Raw genomic sequence first — 17,443 nt, forward strand, 5'->3', positions numbered from 1 at the left:
GTTCCCCATTTCTCCCCACTCGGGTTCCCCGACCCGAAATTCCGGCCTGCCCGCATTTACCCAACAAAGGATTCGCCGTGATCAGCACGCGACGGAACTTCCTCGGCCTCACCCTCCTCGGCCTGACGGCGGCCACGGTCGGCTGCTCCACCGCGGGCGCCGGTGGCGGCGCCGAGACCAAGACGCTGCGCTACCAGGGCTGGGCGGGCGACGTGACCCTGCCCGAGCTGGCCGCCGACCTCGGCTACCTCGGTGACGTGAAGCTGGAGTGGGTCGGCAACACCACCAGCGGCCCGCAGGACATCCAGTCCGCCGCCACGGGCCAGGTCGACTTCGGCGGCGCGTTCAACGGCGCGGTGGTCAAGCTCAAGGCCGCCGGCGCCCGGATCAGGTCGGTGATCGGCTACTACGGCTCCGACGAGGCGGCCTTCAGCGGTTTCTACGTGCCGGAGGACAGCCCGATCTCCTCCGCGCGCGACCTGATCGGCAAGAAGGTCGGCATGAACACCCTGGGCGCGCACCACGAGGCCATGCTCGGCATCTACCTCAAGCGCAACGGCCTGTCCCCCGACGAGATCAAGAAGGTGGAGCCGATCGCGGTGCCGCCGGTCAACATCGAGCAGTCCGTGCGGCAGGGGCAGATCGAGGTCGGCGTGCTCGGCGGCATCCTGCGCGACAAGGCGTTGGAGAAGGGCGGCCTGCGCAAGCTGTTCTCCGACTTCGACCTGCTGGGCGCGTTCACCGCCGGCACGTACGTGTTCACCGAGGAGTTCCTCAAGGACAACCCGGGCACCGTGCGGACCTTCGTCAGCGGCGTGGCGCAGGCCATCGAGTGGAGCCGCACGACGCCGCGCGAGGAGGTCGTGGCGCGCAAGGTCGACATCCTCACCAAGCGCGGGCGCAACGAGGACCCGGCCGCGCTGCGGTACTGGAAGTCCAACGGCGTCGCCGAGAAGGGCGGCCGGATCGTGGACCAGGAGCTGACGCTGTGGGTCGACTGGCTCGCCGAGCGCGGCGAGATCGCCAAGGACCAGGTCACGCTCACCGACCTCTACACCAACGAGTTCAACGGGGTGGCGGCGTGAGCGCCCACATCAGCTTCCGCGACGTGACCAAGCGGTTCGTGGTCCGCGACCGCGCCTCCCGGCGGCGCACCGAGTTCACCGCCGTGCGAGGGGTGGACCTGGACGTGGAGCGCGGCGAGTTCCTGGTCCTGGTCGGGCCGAGCGGCTGCGGCAAGTCCACGCTGCTCGACCTGCTCGGCGGCCTGACCGGGCCGAGCGAGGGCGAGGTGCTGCTGGACGGCGTCCCGATCACCGGGCCGGGCCTGGACCGGGGCGTGGTGTTCCAGCAGTACGCGCTGCTGCCGTGGCGCACCGCGCAGGGCAACGTCGAGTTCGGCCTGGAGGCGGCCGGCGTGCCGCGCCGGGAACGCGCCGGGCGTGCCCGCGACTTCCTGGACCTGGTGGGGCTGGGCGGTTTCGAGGACCGGCACCCGCACCAGCTCTCGGGCGGCATGCGGCAGCGCGTCGCGATCGCCCGCAGCCTGGCCTACGACCCGACCGTGCTGCTGATGGACGAGCCGTTCGCGGCCCTGGACGCGCAGACCCGCGAGTCCTTGCAGGACGAGCTGCTGCGCATCTGGCGGCGCACCGGCAAGACGGTCGTGTTCATCACGCACTCCATCGACGAGGCGGTCTACCTGGGGCAGCGGGTCGCGGTGCTGACCTCGCGGCCGGGCCGGGTCAAGGAGGTGGTGCCGATCGAGCTCGGCGACCGCACCGACCAGCCCGACCTGCGCTCCAGCACCGGGTTCGCGCGTTATCGGCACCGGATCTGGGAGCTGCTGCACGACGAGGTCTCCCGCGCCCAGCAACAGGAGAAGGAGGTGGCGGCGGTATGACCGCGCTGGTGGAGTCACGACCGGCTGCGGAGGAGCGGCCCGCCGACCGTGACCGGGTGCGCAAGCCCTCGGTCACCCGCCGCGTCGCCGACGCGCTGGTGACGGCGACCGGCAAGACCGTGGCGATCCTGGTGCTGCTGGCGGTGTGGGAGGTCGCGCCCCGGCTGGACCTGGTCGACGCCACGTTCCTGCCGCCGTTCTCCACCGTGCTCGACGCCTGGTGGGACCTGGCCGCCAGTGGTCAGCTCGTGGACCACACCGGGGCGAGCCTGGCCCGTTCGCTGTCCGGGTTCGGCCTCGCGGTGGCGGTCGCCGTGCCGCTCGGGCTGCTGATCGGCTGGTACAAGCCGGTGGCGACGCTGCTCGGACCGCTGCTGGAGGTCTTCCGCAACACCGCGGCGCTGGCGTTGCTGCCGGTGTTCGTGCTGCTGCTCGGCATCGGCGAGACGTCGAAGATCGCCATCGTGCTCTACGCCTGCACCTGGCCGATCCTGCTCAACACGATCAGCGCGGTGCGCGGTGTCGACCCGACCCTGCTGCGGCTGGCCCGGTCGGTGGACCTCTCGGGGTTCCGGCTCTTCCAGAAGGTGATCCTGCCCGCCGCGGTGCCCACGGTGTTCACCGGCATCCGGTTGGCCGGCGCGGTGTCGATCCTGGTGCTGGTGGCCGCCGAGATGGTGGGCGCCAAGGCCGGGCTCGGCTACCTGGTCAACGCCTCGCAGTTCAACTTCGCCATCCCCCGGATGTACGCGGGCATCATCACGATCTCGGCCATCGGCGTGGTGTTCAACCAGCTGCTCGTCGCGCTGGAACGCCGTTTCACGTCCTGGCGCGTTCCCGTCGGCTCCTGATTCCCCCACTGCGGAAGGAACATCGCATGACGCTCGAACTCGACGCGGACGTGCTGGTCGTCGGCGGTGGGCCCGCCGCGACGTGGGCCGCGCTCAAGGCCGCCGAGGACGGTGCTTCGGTGGTGCTGGCGGACAAGGGGTACTGCGGCACCAGCGGCGCGACGGCGTCCGGCGGCACCGGTGTGTGGTACGTGCCGCCGGAGCCCGAGGCGCGGGAGCGGGCCATGGCGAGCAGGGAGGCGCTCGGCGGGCACCTGGCGGACCGGCGCTGGATGGCCAGGGTGCTGGACGAGACCTACGACCGGGTCAACGAGCTGGCGGAGGTGGCCCGCTACCCGTTCCCGGTCGGGCCGGACGGCGAGCAGCTGCGCAACGGGCTGCAAGGTCCGGAGTACATGCGGCGGCAACGCGTCCGGGTGCGCCGGGCCGGGGTGCGGGTCCTCGACCACAGCCCGGTCACCGAGCTGCTCACGACGGACGGGGGTGAGGTGGCGGGCGCGGCGGGCTACCAGCGGCAGGCCGACCGGGCGTTCCGGGTGCGGGCCGGCGCGGTGGTGCTGGCGACGGGCGGCTGCGCGTTCCTGAGCAAGGCGCTGGGCTGCAACGTGAACACCGGTGACGGGGCGCTGTTCGCCGCCGAGGTCGGTGCGGAGCTGTCGGGCATGGAGTTCTCCAACGCCTACGGCATCGCGCCCGAGCACACGTCGGTGACCAAGACCGCGTTCTACAACTACGCCACCTTCTACCGGGCGGACGGCTCGGTGCTCGACGGCGCGGGCAGCCGGCGCGGCCGGTCGGTGATCGCGCGGACGCTGCTGGCCTCGGAGAAGGTGTTCTGCAAGCTCGACCGCGCCGACGAGGCGACCCGCGGTGCGATGCGGTTGGCCCAGCCGAACTTCTTCCTGACCTTCGACCGGCTGGGCGTCGACCCGTTCACCCAGCCGTTCGCGGTGACCCTGCTGGCCGAGGGGACGGTGCGCGGCACCGGCGGCATCCGGATCGTCGACGACGGGTGCGCGACCACCGTGCCGGGCCTGTACGCGGCGGGTGACGCGGCGACCAGGGAGCTGATCTGCGGCGGGTTCACCGGCGGCGGCAGCCACAACGCGGCGTGGGCGATCTCGTCCGGGTCGTGGTCGGGGCGGGCGGCGTCCCGGTTCGCCCGCGCGCTCGGCCCGGCCGCCTCTCGGCGCCGGGTCCGCGCCACCGGCGGTGCGGGACTTCGCCCGTCCGGCGCGGAGTCGTCGCTCTCGGCGGCGGAGGTCGTGGGCGCCGTGCAGGCCGAAGTGCTGCCGTACGACAAGAACTACCTGCGGCACGGTGACGTGCTGCGCACGGCGCTGGGGCAGCTCGACGGCACGTGGTCGGCGGTCCGCTCCGGTCTGCGCGCCGAGGGCGCGGACGTGGTGCGGGCGCGCCAGGCCGCGGCGATGGTCGCGCACGCCCGGTGGATGTACGCCTCGGCGCTGGTCCGCAGCGAGAGCCGGGGCATGGCCAAGCGGCTCGACTTCCCCGAACTGGACCCCGCCCAGCACTTCCGGGTCACCTCCGGTGGCCTCGACGAGGTGTGGGCCCGCCCGCAGGAGGTGTCGGCGTGATCGAGCTGGTGTCGGCCGCGCAGTGCGTGACCTGCGACAAGTGCGTCGCCGTGTGCCCCACCAACGTGTTCGACCGCGGCGCGGACGGCGTGCCGGTGATCAGCAGGCAGCAGGACTGCCAGACCTGCTTCCAGTGCGAGGCGAACTGCCCGACCGACGCGTTGTTCGTGGCGCCCCAGACCCACCCGCTGCCGGCCGGGTCGTCCGCCCACGACGAGGAGCACCTGCGGCGGACGGGGCTGCTCGGCAGCTACCGCCGCGACATCGGGTGGGGTCACGGGCGGACGCCGGGCGCGGCACGGGCGGTGGGCCCGGCGCTGTCACCGTCCGGCCCGCCGCTGATCTCGTGACCCCGGCGGGTCGCGGCACGGGTGCGGCGGCGGTGATGGGCGCCGTGCTGCGGCACGGACCGGTCGCGCGCACCACCATCGCCCGGCTGACCGGTCTCAGCCCGGCGGCGGTGACGCGCAACTGCGCGGCGCTCGCCGGTGTCGGCCTGCTCGCCGAGGTGGCCGGGCCGCTGCCGTACCGGGGCGTGGGCCGCCCGCACTCCCCGGTGGACGTGGAAACCGGTCGCCACCTGGTGGCCGGGATCCACATCGCCCACGAGCACTGCACGCTGGCGCTGCTGGACCTGCGCGGACGCGTCCGGGCCAGGCTGCGCGTGCCGCACCGCGACCCGGACGACCACCGGGAGGTGCTCGCGACCGCCGCCGACCGCCTGGTGCGGCTGCACGCCGAGCACCTGCCGGGGCACGTGCCGCTGGGCCTGGGCGTGGCCGTCGGCGGCTGGGTCGACACCGAGGCGGGCGTGCTGGTCGAGCACGCGTCGCTGGGCTGGCGGGACGTGCCCGTGCGCGACCTGCTCGCCGCGCGGACCGGCCTGCCGGTGCTGGTGGACAGCCACGCGCGGGCGTTGGCACGGGCGGAGCAGCTGTTCGGCGCCGCAGGGCACCACCAGTCGCTGGTGCACCTGTTCGTCGGCAACGTGGTGGACGCGGCGATCATCACCGGCGGCGGCGCCCACCGGGGTACGAGGTCGGCAGCGGGCGGTGTCGCGCACCTGGCGCTCGGCGACCCGGCGATCGAGTGCCCGTGCGGTCGCACCGGGTGCCTGGAAGCCACGGTGTCCGACCGCGCCTGGGCGTGGCGCGCCCACGCGGCGGGCGTGATCCCCCGGCCGTCGATCGCCGACCTGGGCGACGCCGCCGTGGCCGGGGACGCCGCGGCCACGGCGCTGCTCGTCGACCGCGCCAGGATCGTCGCCCGCGCCGCGGCGCTGCTGTTCGACATCGTCAACCCCGACGTCGTCGTGGTCACCGAGCTGGGCGTCATCCGGCTGCCCGAGTGCGCGGACGCCTTGCGCGCCGAGGTGGCCACGACCTCACGCGCGTGCCCGTCGCCCTCGGCCGTGCTGCCGAGCAGCTTCGGCCCGGACGTCCTCGGCGTGGCGGCCGGGGCCGTGCAGCTGGACGCGATCTACGCCGACCCGCTCGACCTCCGCAACCCGATCCGACTGGGAGTCTGAAGTTGTCCGCACGCGAGCTCCACCTCAACGCGTTCCTGATGGGCGTCGGCCACCACGAGGCCGCCTGGCGGCACCCCCGCACCGACCCCCGAGCACTCGACGACGTGGCGCACTTCCAGCACCTGGCGCGGATCGCCGAGCGCGGGACGTTCGACTCGGTGTTCCTCGCCGACGGCGTGCAGATCTGGGGCGACGTGCGGCACACGGCCGCCAACCGGTTCGAGCCGATCACGCTGCTGACCGCGATCTCGCAGGCCACCGAGCGCATCGGGCTGATCGCGACCGCGTCGACCGGGTTCAGCGAGCCGTACAACCTGGCGCGACTGTTCTCCTCGCTCGACCACATCAGCGGCGGGCGGGCCGGGTGGAACATCGTGACCACGGCGGGCGACCGGTCGGCGCAGAACTTCAACCGCGAGGTCAACTCCGAGCACGCCGAGCGCTACCGCCGGGCCGACGAGTTCCTCGACGTGGCCACCGCGCTGTGGGACTCGTGGGAGGACGACGCGCTGGTCGTGGACCCGGAGTCCGGCGTGTTCGCCGACGACGCCAAGGTGCACGAGATCAACCACAAGGGCCGGTTCTTCTCGGTGCGCGGGCCGTTGAACGCGGTGCGCAGCCCGCAGGGCCGCCCGCTGCTGGTGCAGGCCGGGTCGAGCGAGGACGGCAGGGCGTTCGCGTCGGAGTGGGCGGAGGCGGTGTTCACCGCGCACCAGTCGCACGGCGACGCGACCGCGTTCTACGCCGACCTCAAGCGCCGCGTCACGGCCCGGGGACGTGACGCCGACGACGTGCTGGTGCTGCCCGGGATCGTCCCGGTGCTCGGTGGCACGGAGGCCGAGGCGCGGGCGCTGGCCGACGAGCTGGACGGGTTGATCATCCCGGTGCGGGCGGTGCGGCAGCTGACCGAGCTGATCGGCGTCGACCTGACCGACCACCCGCTCGACGAGCTGTTGCCGGAGTTCCCGCCGGTCAGCCAGGTCAACGGCGCGAAGAGCCGGTTCGAGCTGGTGCGCGACCTGGCGCAGCGGGAGCGGCTGACGTTGCGCCAACTCCTCGGTCGGCTCGGCGGCGGGCGCGGGCACCAGGTCGTCGCCGGCACGCCCGAGCAGATCGCCGACCACGTCGAGCTGTGGTTCACCACGGGCGCGGCGGACGGCTTCAACGTGATGGCTCCCCTGCTGCCCTCGGGGCTGGAGGACTTCGTGGACCACGTCGTGCCGCTGCTGCGGGCCCGGGGCCTGTTCCGCACCGAGTACACCGGCCGCACGCTGCGCGAGCACTACGGCCTGCCGCGCCCGGTCAGCCGGTACGCCGCGGCCTCGTTGGTCTGAACGGCCCACGACCTCCCTCCGCCGCACCGGGCGGGTGCAGTCGTCCGGTGCGGCGGGGGGATCCAAGGAGGACGCCGGAGGTACCGCCGCCGCTCCGGTGCCCGGTGGCCGGTTGCTAGCGTGTCGCCGTGTCTGAGCGAGAGCACACCGGGCGGATCCTCGACGGCCGGTTCGAGCTGCTGGAGAGGCTGGGCAGCGGCGGCATGGGCACCGTGTGGCGCGCCCTCGACCTGGGGCTGCACCGCGAGGTGGCCATCAAGGAGGTCCGCCCGGCCGACGCGGACCAGATCGACGGCAACTCGGCGGTGGCCGCCCAGCTGCGGGAGCGCGTGCTGCGCGAGTCCCGCGCGCTCGCCCGGTTGCAGCACCCGAACGTCGTGTCGATCTACCAGATCATCGAGTCGGCCGACTCGCCGTACCCGTGGATCGTCATGGAACTGGTCCGCGGCACGTCGCTGGACGCGCGGCTGAGTGACGGCGTGCTCACCCCGGGCGAGGCGGCGAGCATCGGTCGGGACGTGCTCGCGGCGTTGCGCTCGGCCCACTCGGCGGGCGTGATGCACCGCGACGTGAAGCCGGGCAACGTGCTGCTGCGGACGGACGGCAGCGCCGTGCTCACGGACTTCGGCATCGCCGCCCTCCAGGGCTCGACCCAGCTCACCGCGACCGGTGACGTCATCGGGTCCCCGGAGTACATCGCGCCGGAGCGGCTGCGCGGCGACGAGACGCACACCGCGTCGGACTTCTGGTCGCTGGCGATGCTGCTGTACGTGGCCGTCGAGGGCTACCACCCGATGCGCCGGGCGTCCACGATGGCGACCCTCGCCGCGGTGATGACCGAGCCGGTCCCGCCGCCGCGCCGCGCGGGCGCCCTCGCACCCGCGCTCAACGCCGCGCTGCGCAACGAGCCGGCCGAGCGGCCGAGCGGCGAGGTGCTGGACCAGATGTTCGCCGCCGCCGAGCGCGACCAGGTTTTCCACCCGGGCCCGCCCACCCCGGCGGGGTTCGCCGTCCAGGGGCCGCCGAGCGGTCCGCAACCCTCGGCGCAGTACCCCCACTGGCCGACGCCCCCGCCGGTCGGCGGGCCGCCTCCCCCCGGTTACCCGCAGTCCTACCCCACCCCGCTCCCTCAGCCGCGCAAGCGGACGGGCGCCGTGGTGGCCTCCCTCGTGGGGGTGGCGGCGGTGGTCGCGGCCACGCTGCTGGTGGCCCGCATGACGGGCGTGTACGACTGGACGGCCTCCCCCGGCGGCTCGGCGACCACGCCCTTCCTCACCGACCTGCCCGGCCGGACGACCACCGCGGCCAACGTGGCGAAGACCGACCTGCTCACCCCCGCCGGCGCGCGCGAGGCGGTCGGCGCGCTCCGCGAGGTGATGGGCGGCAGCGCGGTGTCCGAGCTGACCCTGTGGTCGGACCACGCGACGGCCATCGCGCCGGCGGCGGCGGTCGAGCACGGCTTCGACAACTTCGAGTACCGGGGCGGCAGAGCGACCAGGAAGGGCCCGGAGAGGGTGGACGCCGACCGCCCGATGATCGACCTGAACGAGGTGAACTGGGACGCCGTGCCCGCGCTGTTCGAGCAGGCGAACAAGGACCTGGGCGTCCCGCAGCCGACCATGCGGTACGTGATGATCGACATCGACATCATCGACAAGACCCCGTCGTTCAGGGTGTACGTGGTCGACGACTACGGCGCCGCGTTCCTGGAGGCGAACCTGAAGGGCGAGGTCCAGGAGACCTACCCGCGCGGCAAGTGACCGCTCGTCGCGGCGACCGGCCGGTCGGCGTCGCGGCGCGGCCGGGCCGCGACGCCGGGCTTGCGGCGTTCCAGCACCCAGTCGGTCACCAGCAGCAGGAGCAGGGGGCTGAGCCAGACCCCGATGCTCGCGGAGCTGTGCTGGAGCAGTTCCGGGCTGCCCTTGAAGGTGGTGTCCAGCTGGGGCGTGAGCACGATCGTGGCGATGATGGTGACGACCCGGCTCAGCACGATCGACATGCTGAGCGCGAAGCTGCGCGACATCCACCTGCGGTGGTCGCCGTAGCGGCGTTGGCGGGCCATTCGCAGCCCCGTGATCGTGACCACCAGCCACAGCGCCGAGCCGACGAGGTTGGCCACGCGCACGGAGGGTCCTCCGGCGGTGTGCCAGCCGATGTAGAAGCCGAGCACGCCGGCGGGCAGCGCACCGGCGAAGACGTAGATCCGCCCGGTGAGCCGGTGCCCGCGCGGGTGGCTCGCGCGGAACGAGGGCCAGACCTGGAAGCAGGCGGTCACCATGGCGACGGCGCCGAAGACGACGTGCGCGACGAGCAGCGGGTAGTAGAGGTCGTCGCCCTCCGGCGGGGTCAGGCGGGACCGGGACGGGTCGAGGGTCAGGTAGGGCGGCACGGAGAAGGCGAGGAACAGCGCCGCCACCGTCATCAGCGGCGCGATCCAGGGGCGACGCCACCAGGTCCGCGCGCGGCGGGGTGGCGCCGTGCGCGGTGGGTTCGAGGTCGAGGTCATGGCGATTCCGTTCAGGCTGAGCCGGGCTGGGTGCGTACGCCGTATCGGCGATCTGCGCACACCGTATCGACCGCGTTCAGGCAAAAGCGCTGTTCAGAGCCACGAAGTGCACTAGTACCGCGAGGAACTGGACTAGTACGATACCTGGCATGTCGTCAGCACAGCGACCCGATCCGCCCTACCGGCGGATCGTCGCGGAACTCCGCGCCCGCATCCTGACCGGCGACCTGCGACCCGGCGACCGGTTGCTCTCCACCCGGCAGATCGCCCGGCGGTGGGGCGTCGCGGTCGCGACCGCGACCAGGGTCGTGGCGACCCTCCGCGACGAGGGGCTGGTCGAGACGAAGGTCGGTTCCGGCACGGTGGTCAGCGCCCGCGCCGACCCGGCGCCGGTCGACCGGACCACGTCACCGCGGCCACGGCAGGAGGTCGGCGCCGAGCAGTCGTCGACCCGCGAGCACGTCGTGCGCACCGCCATCTCGATCGCCGACGCCGAAGGGCTCGACGCCGTGTCCATGCGGCGTCTCGCGGCCGAACTCGGCGTCGGCCCGATGTCGCTGTACCGGCACGTCGAGAACAAGGACGAGCTGGTGGCGCAGATGGCCGACGAGGTCTTCGGCGAGCAGGGCCCACCGGTCCGGGAACCGGCGGGGTGGCGGGCCGGGCTGGAGCTGATCGCCCGCCGGCAGTGGCAGCTGTGCCGACGGCACCTCTGGCTGCCCAGGGCCATCTCGTTCACCCGCCCGGTGCTGGTGCCCAACATGATGGCCCAGACGGAGTGGGTGCTGCGCGTGCTCGACGGGCTCGGACTGCCCGTGGAGATCCGGGTTCGCGAGGCGCTCACGCTGCACGCGCTGGTCATCACCGCGGCCCTGCCCATGGCGGCCGAGGCCGAGGCCGAGCAGGAGACCGGCGTGCCGCTGGACCGGTGGTGGCTGGCGCGGCGGGCACGGGCCGACGAACTCCTCGCCGGCGGGCGGTTCCCCCTGCTGGCCACCATCCCGCCGGACGTGACGTCGGACCTGGACGAGCTGTTCGAGTACGGCCTGGCACGCCACCTCGACGGCTTCGCGGTCCTGGTGGGAGATCGGGCCTGAGCTCTGGACGCCCGCCGAAGGCCCGCCCGTGCCGGACCTGGTGCCGACCTGGTCGTCTCCAACCCGCACCTCGTCCGGGCCCGCGAGGACCGCGTCTACGACCGGCCGGTCGAGCGGTCGGTGTTCGACCCGGGGTACGGCATCCACCAGCGGTTCTTCGACGAGGTGAAGCCGCACCTCGCCGACGGCGGGCGGATCTTCATGAACACCAGCGACACGGTGGGCGACCCGAAGTCGATCGTGGCCCTGGCCGTGCGGATGGGCTTCGCCGTGCGGAAGCACCACTCGAACCGGATCGAGATCCCCGGCTCGCTGATCGGCTGGACCCCGGCGATCGCCGCCGCCGCGGACGAGCACGGCATGGTCCACATCGACTCGTCGATCTACGAGTTCCAGCTGATCTGACGGCCGCCGCCGGCCCCTGGACGACCGATGGCCCGCGAACGGGGATCGTCCGCGGGCCATCGGTGACGTGGGGGTCAGCCGGCCGGACCGTCGGTGACCGTGCCGACGACCGAGGTGCCGATCGAGCCCGGCGTGCGCGTCGCGAGGTCGAAGCGGATCCGCTCGGCCGGCTCGACCACCGCGTCGGCGACCGTCAGCACGGACACGTCCACGCTCACCTGCCCGCGCTGGAAGTAGGCGGTCACCCCCAACCCGGTGGACGACAACGGCCGGGACGGCAGTGGCTCCTCCTGGTACACGCGCTGGCGGAACCACACCTCGTCGACGTCCGTCGTGGACAGTTCGTCGCCTCCCGGTGCGATCGGCCGACCCGCGACCGTGACGTTCGAGTCGGCCGCCGAGGACAGCGTCACCCGCCAGGTCAGCGTGCCGCCCTCGGTGACCTCCCCGATGACCGGGGTGGCGGAGACGGTCGGCTCGGGGTCGTCGTTCGGCACGGTCAGCCGGTCCGTGTAGCGGCCGACGACCGCGCCCCGCACCGCCTTGGCCAGGACCACCCGCTTCGCGCCCAGGCTCCAGCGGGTGTTGCCGGTGACCTGCACCGGGATCTCGACCTCGTGCTGTCCCGGTGAGATCGCGACCAGCTGCTCGGCGTAGACGCCGTCCTCGCCCTGGACGAGCACCCGCACGGAGCCCTCTCCGTCACCGGTGACGGAGACCGGGAACCGGACGGTCCGGGCACCGGAGTCGCCCTCCTCGACGGTCAACGCGCCCACGTCGACGCGCGGCAGCGCCACCGGGCGGGGGTCCGGCAGACCGGGCGCCCAGCCGTGGGCGTCGATGAGCCACGCCTCCCCGGAACCGCCGTGCGGGACGAGCTCCAGCTCGGCGACGCGGCGCAGGTCGATCCCGTGGGCCGGCAGGGGCACGCGGACCTCCTGCGCCCAGCGGGCGGACAACCGCTCGGTGGCGGGCAAGCCGTCCAGCGTCACCTCACCCAGCCGCACGCGGCGCCCGGCCGCGTCGGTGACGGCCACGTCGAAGCGGTTGGCCGTGGTGTTCGGCGGCACGGCCAACCTCAGCGCCAGCTGACGCGCGCCCACCAAGGACATCGGCACGCCGGGGCGCACGGTCGAGGGCTGACCTTCGGCGGTCCACCGCAGCGCCACGGCGAACCGGCCCGCTTCCGGCACCACGCGGTTGAACCGGACGAAGTGCGGTGACGGGCGGGTGGCGGCCGGGTCGACGCACGCCGCCGCCGGATCGGCCGAGACCTGCGCGCACACCCGCGCGGACCCGGCCGCCGAGGTCGTCCCGTCCGGCACCACGAACGGGGAACGCGCGCCGCCGACGGCGTGGGCGAGCACGCGCGCCGGGTCGGCCGAGGGCGCGCGGACGCCCGAGCCGTCGAGCAGCGGCAGCACCCGCCGGTCCCCCGCGACGAACAACCGGGCCGCGGCGGCGATGTAGGTCGCACCCGCGTTCTGCTGCTGCTCGGCCGTGAGCCGGGTGGCCGTGCCCGGCGAGCACACCGCGTCGACCCACGTGGCGGGGAAGTCGTCGTTGGCCGGCGCCTCCGCCTGGCCGGGCGTCCACTCGGTGTTGAAGAAGTTGTGGTTGGCGCCGACGAAGTACAGCGCGCTGTGCAACGCCGTTCCCCGGCTCACGCCGCGGGTCGCGTCCACGGACAGCTGGCCTTGGAGGTCGGACACGTCGGCGTCGCAGCCCGGCAGGATCGTCGCGGACGGCACGTCGGGCGCGGGGTTGTGCCCGAAGATCGTCGGAGCGATGAGCAGGGTGCCCTTGACGGTCCAGCGCACCGGATCACCTTGGGACGGCGGGGAAACGCTGTCGACCGCGGCCCGGTTGACGCCCTCGCCGCCGCGTGAGTGCCCGACCAGGAACACGCTGCCCAGGTCGGCGACGGGCGCGGCGCGGACGACCTCGGGCGCGGCAGCCCGACCGGCGCCCGCCCAGTCCGCCCACCTCGCCAGGTGCGCGCGGACCAGCGCCGACCGCGCGCCCGCGCCCGACTCGACGTCCAGCGTGTCGTGGGCGTTGATCGCGTTGGCCGACACGGACACCGTCACGTAGCCCTGCGAGGCCAGCAGCCGCTGCGCCTGGAGGTAGCCGCGGTGGCTCGGCACCGGCTTGGCGGGCGCCGGGCAGGGCCACTCCAGCAGGGCCGTGGTCCCGTTGTAGCAGGTGATGTGCCTGCCGTGCAGGAACAACGCCAGCGGTCGCCTGCCCGGCGCGCCAGTGGGCGAGACGACCACGGCCTTCATCTCCAGCGGCGCCGGGTAGCCGGGCGCGGTGATCGGGTCGAGCTCGTACTCGCCGGTGCGCGTGGCGAACGGGCCGGGCTTGCCGGGATCGGTGTCCCCGGCGGGGGACAACGCGGGCGGCGTCGCGTTCACCGCGGTCGACGCGGGCGCGGGCTCCTCGGCGTCCAGCCGCCTGCCCGACAGCCGCACCTGGAGCTCGTCGACGTCGTCGAACCCGGCCCCGGCCAAGGTGTACGTGCGCAGGTCGGCGGACGTGCGCGGCACCCCCAGCAGCCGGTCGCCCTCCCAGAACTCGACCGCGGCGCCGCCCGGCGGAACCGGGGAGGGCGCGGTCCACGTGAGCCCCGCACCGGTGACCGCCCACCCCGACGGCGGCGGTGAGTCCGGCGCTTGTCGCGCCTGGGCCAGCGCGGCGACCGGCAGGACGAGGGCGGCCATCATCAACGCGGGTAACAAGAGTCTGATCGAGCGCATGTGCGATCCCCCTGGGTCGACCGGCGTCCGACCAGTTCTAGTGGTGCCGGACACCGCCCACAAGCGTTGGCGCAACTGTTGCGGGCCGGTTGCCGTGACACTGCCCGAAAGTCCCTTCGGACCGGCGTCGGTGATCAGACCCCGAGCCGCGCCCGTCGTCTCACCGCGCCCCGGCCGCGCGGACGTGCAGGCGGATCGCCGAGATCAGGAAGAAGACGCCGTCCGCCACTTCGTCATGCGGCGCGACGGCGCGATGGCCGCCGGCTGCCCGACCGAACCGGAGCCGATCCGCGAGACGTTCCCGCGCGGGATCGAGGAACTCCTCAAGCATTCTCCCGAATGCCCGGAAAGTGAGCACCGCTCTTCGCCGGACAGCCCTGGAACGACGTTACCGCATTAGGCGGGCACACCGATTTCGGCACCGAGTGGGCGACCTCGCCGACACTGCGGGGCACTCGACCATCCGGCCCTGTACAGGGTGCGAACGTGCTGTTGGATGGTCGCATGTACAACGCCATTGTCGTAGGTGGCCGGTGCGCCGGGGCGGCGGTCGGGACCCACTTGGCCCGACGTGGGCTCCGGGTATTGGTCGTGGATCGGTCGCACTTCCCCAGCGACGTCCTCTCCACGCATTTCGTGTGGCCGCACGGCGCCTCCTACCTGAACCGGCTGGGAGTGCTGGACCAGGTGAAGGACGTGACACCCGGGCACACCCACGTCACCGTGGTGAACAATGGCATCCCATTACGCGGCAGCATTCCCGAAGAATTGTTGCGCAACCAATTCCGACTGTTGCACGACGACGACCGCGGCATCACCACGGAGTACTTCTCGGTCCGCCGGCACGTGCTGGACAAGATCCTGGTCGACAACGCGGTGCGGGCCGGTGTGGAATTCCGCGAGGGGTACACCGTCAAGGAACTCCTGCGCGATGAGGACGGCACCGTCATCGGCATCAAGGGGCGGGACGGCACGGTCGAGCACGCGCAAGTGGTGATCGGCGCCGACGGGCGCAACTCCTTCGTCGCGCGCGCCCTCGGGGTCGAGAAGTTCGACGAGCGACCGCGGTGCACCTACGCCTACTGGAGCTACTTCAGCGGCATCCCCGACGCCGAGGCGCAGATCCACCGGCGGGGCAGGCTCGGGATGGCGATGGCCTCGACCAACCACGGGCAGACCATGGTGCTGACGTGGGGGCCGAGCGAGTGGGCCGAGCGGTTCCGGGACGACGTGGAGGGCAACTTCCACCGGTCGCTCGAACTCGTCAGCGAAGAGGCGGCGGGCGCCGTGGCGGGGGCGCGGCGGGAGGAGCGCTTCTACGGCACGCTCGACCAGGCCGCGTACCTGAGGCAGTTGCACGGGCCCGGGTGGGTGCTGGTGGGTGACGCCGAGTCGTTCAAGGACCAGTGCACGGCGCTGGGGATCACCCACGCCCTGCGTGACGCGGAGCTGGCGGCGGAGGCGGTCGGCCGGTGGCTCGGTGGTGAGACCGACCGGGACACCGCCATGGCCGGGTACGCGGCCAAGCGGCGCAGCCAGACCGCCGCGGCCTACTACGACTACGTGTGCACGCTCGCGGAGATGAAGCCGCTGCGGCACGACGAGCTCCAGCTGTTCGCGATCCTGCGCGGCAACCAGGCCGAGATCGACCGCTTCATCGCCACCCACGTCGACGTGGCGCCGGTCTCGGAGTTCTTCGACCCGTCCAACGTGTTCCTGCTCAACGACACGGCCAAGGAGTCCTCGCGCGACCACGACGCGTTCGCCGACTTCGAGGCGACCTACCGCGAGCACCAGCGCAACCCGTTCGCGCGCGTGGCGGCGGAGGCGACCCGATGACCGGCACCCTGGCACACGAGCGCGAGGACGGCGAGGTCGTCGCCGCCCTCATCGCCGCGGCCGACGCGGCGGGCGCCGACCCGCTCGCCGCGGCCAAGGCGGTCGCCGAGGCCGCGCGCGAGGTCTCGGACATGATGCGGAACTGGGCGACCCACATCCCGTGGGAGGACCTGGAAGAGCTGGACACCCTCCCGCAGGACGAGGTCGTCCGCTTCTTCGGCGAGGACTACCCGGCGGTCCGGGCCGACCTGGCGCCGATGTGGGAACCGGCGACCACGGCCGCGCCCGCGATCGACCCCGACGAGGACTACGCGCTCGACAAGAACGCCTACGACTTCTTCCGGCCCGTCGGGGCCAACCTGCTCGGCCGGACCGAGGAGTTCCACGGCTGGGTGGAGGCGCGCAGGCGCACCGAGACCTGGCAGTACTCCCGGGTCCTGGAGGCGGCGCCCGGCGGGGTCGCGACCATCACCAACGACCTGAGCAAACCCGCCCGCGGCATCAACTTCAACTCCCAGGACTACCTGTCGTTCAACGCCCACCCGGAGGTCCGGGAGGCGGCGGTCAGGGCGATGCGCGACTTCGGCCCGCACAGCGCCGGGTCGCCGATGGTGCTGGGCAACACCCGCATCTCCGACGAGCTGGAGGCCGCCCTCGGCGAGCTGGTCGGCCTGGAGCACGTGACGCTGTTCTCGAACGGGTGGTCGGCGGGGTTCGGCGCCGTCACCGGCCTGGTCCGCCAGGAAGACCACATCCTCATCGACCGCCTCGCCCACTCGTGCCTGCAGACGGGGGCGCGCGCGGCGACGAGGAACATCACCCGCTACACCCACCTCGACGTCGAGGCCGTGCGCACCCACCTGGCCCGGATCCGCGCCGCCGACACCCACAACGGCATCATGGTCATCACCGACGGCCTGTTCTCGGTGGACTCCGACTGGCCGGACGTCGCCGCCCTGCAAGAGGTCTGCCACGCGTACGACGCGACCCTGCTGGTCGACGTCGCCCACGACCTCGGCTCGATGGGACCCGGCGGCACCGGCGTGCTGGGCATGCAGGACATGCTGGGCAAGGTCGACCTGGTCATGGGCGCGTTCTCCAAGACGTTCGCCTCCAACGGCGGCTTCGTCGCGGCCAGGTCGCCCGCGGTGAAGCAGTACATCAAGATGTTCGCCGGGTCCCACTTCTTCTCCAACGCCCTGTCACCCATGCAGACCGCGGTGGTGCTCCAGGCGGCCCGGATCATCCGCACGGACGAGGGCGAGGCCCTGCGCGGGCGGCTGTTCTCCGCCATCCACGCCCTGCGCGACGAGCTGACGACGCGCGGGTTGACCTGCATGGGCTCGCCGAGCCCGATCGTGCCGGTCCTGATCGGCAACGAGAAGCTCGCCCGGACGGTCAACCGACTGCTGTTCGACCGCGGGGTGCTCGCGTTCATGGTCGAGTTCCCGGTCACCCCGACCGGTGCCTCGCGCTTCCGGTTGCAGGTGCAGGCCGCGCACGAGCCGGCGCAGGCGAGGGAAGCGGCCCGCATCATCGACGAGGCCCTGCGCGACGCGAGGACGTACCTGTCCAGCGCGTTCGGCAACTCGTTCTAGCGGGGAGGGGCGCTCGCGGCGACCA

The 17,443-nt window shown here is 72.9% G+C and carries 15 protein-coding genes; 12 read left to right on the forward strand and 3 right to left on the reverse strand.

The features are described from left to right. Window positions 1–77: 77 nt before the first annotated feature. From ACQPYE_RS24700 to ACQPYE_RS24735, 8 genes are all read left to right on the forward strand, one after another. The gene (locus tag ACQPYE_RS24700; protein WP_498714763.1) at window positions 78–1,085 is read left to right on the forward strand and encodes an ABC transporter substrate-binding protein; all 1,008 of its coding nucleotides are present in this window, start codon (window positions 78–80) and stop codon (window positions 1,083–1,085) included. Continuing rightward, window positions 1,082–1,903, forward strand: coding sequence for an ABC transporter ATP-binding protein (locus tag ACQPYE_RS24705; RefSeq protein ID WP_498714764.1), 822 nt, complete (start codon window positions 1,082–1,084; stop codon window positions 1,901–1,903). Before ACQPYE_RS24700 ends, ACQPYE_RS24705 begins: the two co-directional genes overlap by 4 nt. Then, window positions 1,900–2,754, forward strand: a complete 855-nt coding sequence (locus tag ACQPYE_RS24710; RefSeq protein ID WP_498714765.1) for an ABC transporter permease — start codon at window positions 1,900–1,902, stop codon at window positions 2,752–2,754. The genes ACQPYE_RS24705 and ACQPYE_RS24710 overlap by 4 nt, the downstream gene beginning before the upstream one ends. A gap of 26 nt (window positions 2,755–2,780) precedes the next feature. Beyond that, window positions 2,781–4,352 (forward strand): FAD-binding protein, encoded by a 1,572-nt coding sequence (locus tag ACQPYE_RS24715; protein ID WP_498714766.1) that lies wholly within the window; start codon window positions 2,781–2,783, stop codon window positions 4,350–4,352. Next, window positions 4,349–4,702 (forward strand): 4Fe-4S dicluster domain-containing protein, encoded by a 354-nt coding sequence (locus tag ACQPYE_RS24720; protein ID WP_498714767.1) that lies wholly within the window; start codon window positions 4,349–4,351, stop codon window positions 4,700–4,702. The genes ACQPYE_RS24715 and ACQPYE_RS24720 overlap by 4 nt, the downstream gene beginning before the upstream one ends. Then, window positions 4,699–5,880 (forward strand): ROK family protein, encoded by a 1,182-nt coding sequence (locus tag ACQPYE_RS24725; RefSeq protein WP_498714768.1) that lies wholly within the window; start codon window positions 4,699–4,701, stop codon window positions 5,878–5,880. Before ACQPYE_RS24720 ends, ACQPYE_RS24725 begins: the two co-directional genes overlap by 4 nt. A 2-nt stretch (window positions 5,881–5,882) precedes the next feature. Further along, on the forward strand, window positions 5,883–7,214 hold the full coding sequence (locus tag ACQPYE_RS24730) for an LLM class flavin-dependent oxidoreductase (RefSeq protein WP_498714769.1): 1,332 nt from the start codon (window positions 5,883–5,885) through the stop codon (window positions 7,212–7,214). A 128-nt stretch (window positions 7,215–7,342) separates the two neighbouring features. Continuing rightward, the gene (locus tag ACQPYE_RS24735; RefSeq protein WP_498714770.1) at window positions 7,343–8,974 is read left to right on the forward strand and encodes a protein kinase domain-containing protein; all 1,632 of its coding nucleotides are present in this window, start codon (window positions 7,343–7,345) and stop codon (window positions 8,972–8,974) included. Here ACQPYE_RS24735 and ACQPYE_RS24740 read toward each other — a convergent pair. Continuing rightward, entirely contained in the window at window positions 8,956–9,720 is a 765-nt protein-coding gene (locus ACQPYE_RS24740; RefSeq protein ID WP_498714771.1) for a DUF2306 domain-containing protein, read from the reverse strand. The genes ACQPYE_RS24735 and ACQPYE_RS24740 overlap by 19 nt on opposite strands. Before the next feature lie 149 nt (window positions 9,721–9,869). Here ACQPYE_RS24740 and ACQPYE_RS24745 point away from each other — a divergent pair, with 149 nt between their 5' ends. Both ACQPYE_RS24745 and ACQPYE_RS24750 read left to right on the forward strand, forming a co-directional pair. Then, the gene (locus ACQPYE_RS24745) at window positions 9,870–10,817 is read left to right on the forward strand and encodes a TetR/AcrR family transcriptional regulator (RefSeq protein ID WP_498714772.1); all 948 of its coding nucleotides are present in this window, start codon (window positions 9,870–9,872) and stop codon (window positions 10,815–10,817) included. 120 nt (window positions 10,818–10,937) lie between these two features. Continuing rightward, a complete protein-coding gene (locus ACQPYE_RS24750) occupies window positions 10,938–11,222 on the forward strand; it encodes a hypothetical protein (RefSeq protein ID WP_498714773.1) in 285 nt (94 codons plus the stop codon). 74 nt (window positions 11,223–11,296) lie between these two features. On the opposite strand, the gene ACQPYE_RS24755 is transcribed toward ACQPYE_RS24750, so the two are convergent. After that, window positions 11,297–13,981, reverse strand: a complete 2,685-nt coding sequence (locus ACQPYE_RS24755; protein WP_498714774.1) for a hypothetical protein — start codon at window positions 13,979–13,981, stop codon at window positions 11,297–11,299. 160 nt (window positions 13,982–14,141) lie between these two features. After that, window positions 14,142–14,312, reverse strand: a complete 171-nt coding sequence (locus ACQPYE_RS24760) for a hypothetical protein (RefSeq protein WP_498714775.1) — start codon at window positions 14,310–14,312, stop codon at window positions 14,142–14,144. Window positions 14,313–14,485: 173 nt separating this feature from the next. Here ACQPYE_RS24760 and ACQPYE_RS24765 point away from each other — a divergent pair, with 173 nt between their 5' ends. Continuing rightward, a complete protein-coding gene (locus ACQPYE_RS24765) occupies window positions 14,486–15,820 on the forward strand; it encodes an NAD(P)/FAD-dependent oxidoreductase (RefSeq protein WP_498722979.1) in 1,335 nt (444 codons plus the stop codon). Further along, window positions 15,817–17,418, forward strand: a complete 1,602-nt coding sequence (locus tag ACQPYE_RS24770; RefSeq protein ID WP_498714776.1) for an aminotransferase class I/II-fold pyridoxal phosphate-dependent enzyme — start codon at window positions 15,817–15,819, stop codon at window positions 17,416–17,418. Before ACQPYE_RS24765 ends, ACQPYE_RS24770 begins: the two co-directional genes overlap by 4 nt. Window positions 17,419–17,443 lie beyond the last annotated feature (25 nt).

Origin of the sequence: Actinosynnema sp. CA-299493 (assembly GCF_050946825.1) — a bacterium.
Taxonomy (GTDB): Bacteria; Actinomycetota; Actinomycetes; order Mycobacteriales; family Pseudonocardiaceae; genus Actinosynnema.

Bases quoted from the DNA above. Each gene is read 5' to 3' on its own strand.
- ACQPYE_RS24715 (WP_498714766.1), top strand. From the start codon at position 2,781: ATGACGCTCGAACTCGACGCGGACGTGCTGGTCGTCGGCGGTGGGCCC.
- ACQPYE_RS24760 (WP_498714775.1), bottom strand. From the start codon at position 14,312: ATGCTTGAGGAGTTCCTCGATCCCGCGCGGGAACGTCTCGCGGATCGG.
- ACQPYE_RS24765 (WP_498722979.1), top strand. From the start codon at position 14,486: ATGTACAACGCCATTGTCGTAGGTGGCCGGTGCGCCGGGGCGGCGGTC.
- ACQPYE_RS24710 (WP_498714765.1), top strand. From the start codon at position 1,900: ATGACCGCGCTGGTGGAGTCACGACCGGCTGCGGAGGAGCGGCCCGCC.
- ACQPYE_RS24770 (WP_498714776.1), top strand. From the start codon at position 15,817: ATGACCGGCACCCTGGCACACGAGCGCGAGGACGGCGAGGTCGTCGCC.
- ACQPYE_RS24745 (WP_498714772.1), top strand. From the start codon at position 9,870: ATGTCGTCAGCACAGCGACCCGATCCGCCCTACCGGCGGATCGTCGCG.
- ACQPYE_RS24740 (WP_498714771.1), bottom strand. From the start codon at position 9,720: ATGACCTCGACCTCGAACCCACCGCGCACGGCGCCACCCCGCCGCGCG.
- ACQPYE_RS24755 (WP_498714774.1), bottom strand. From the start codon at position 13,981: ATGCGCTCGATCAGACTCTTGTTACCCGCGTTGATGATGGCCGCCCTC.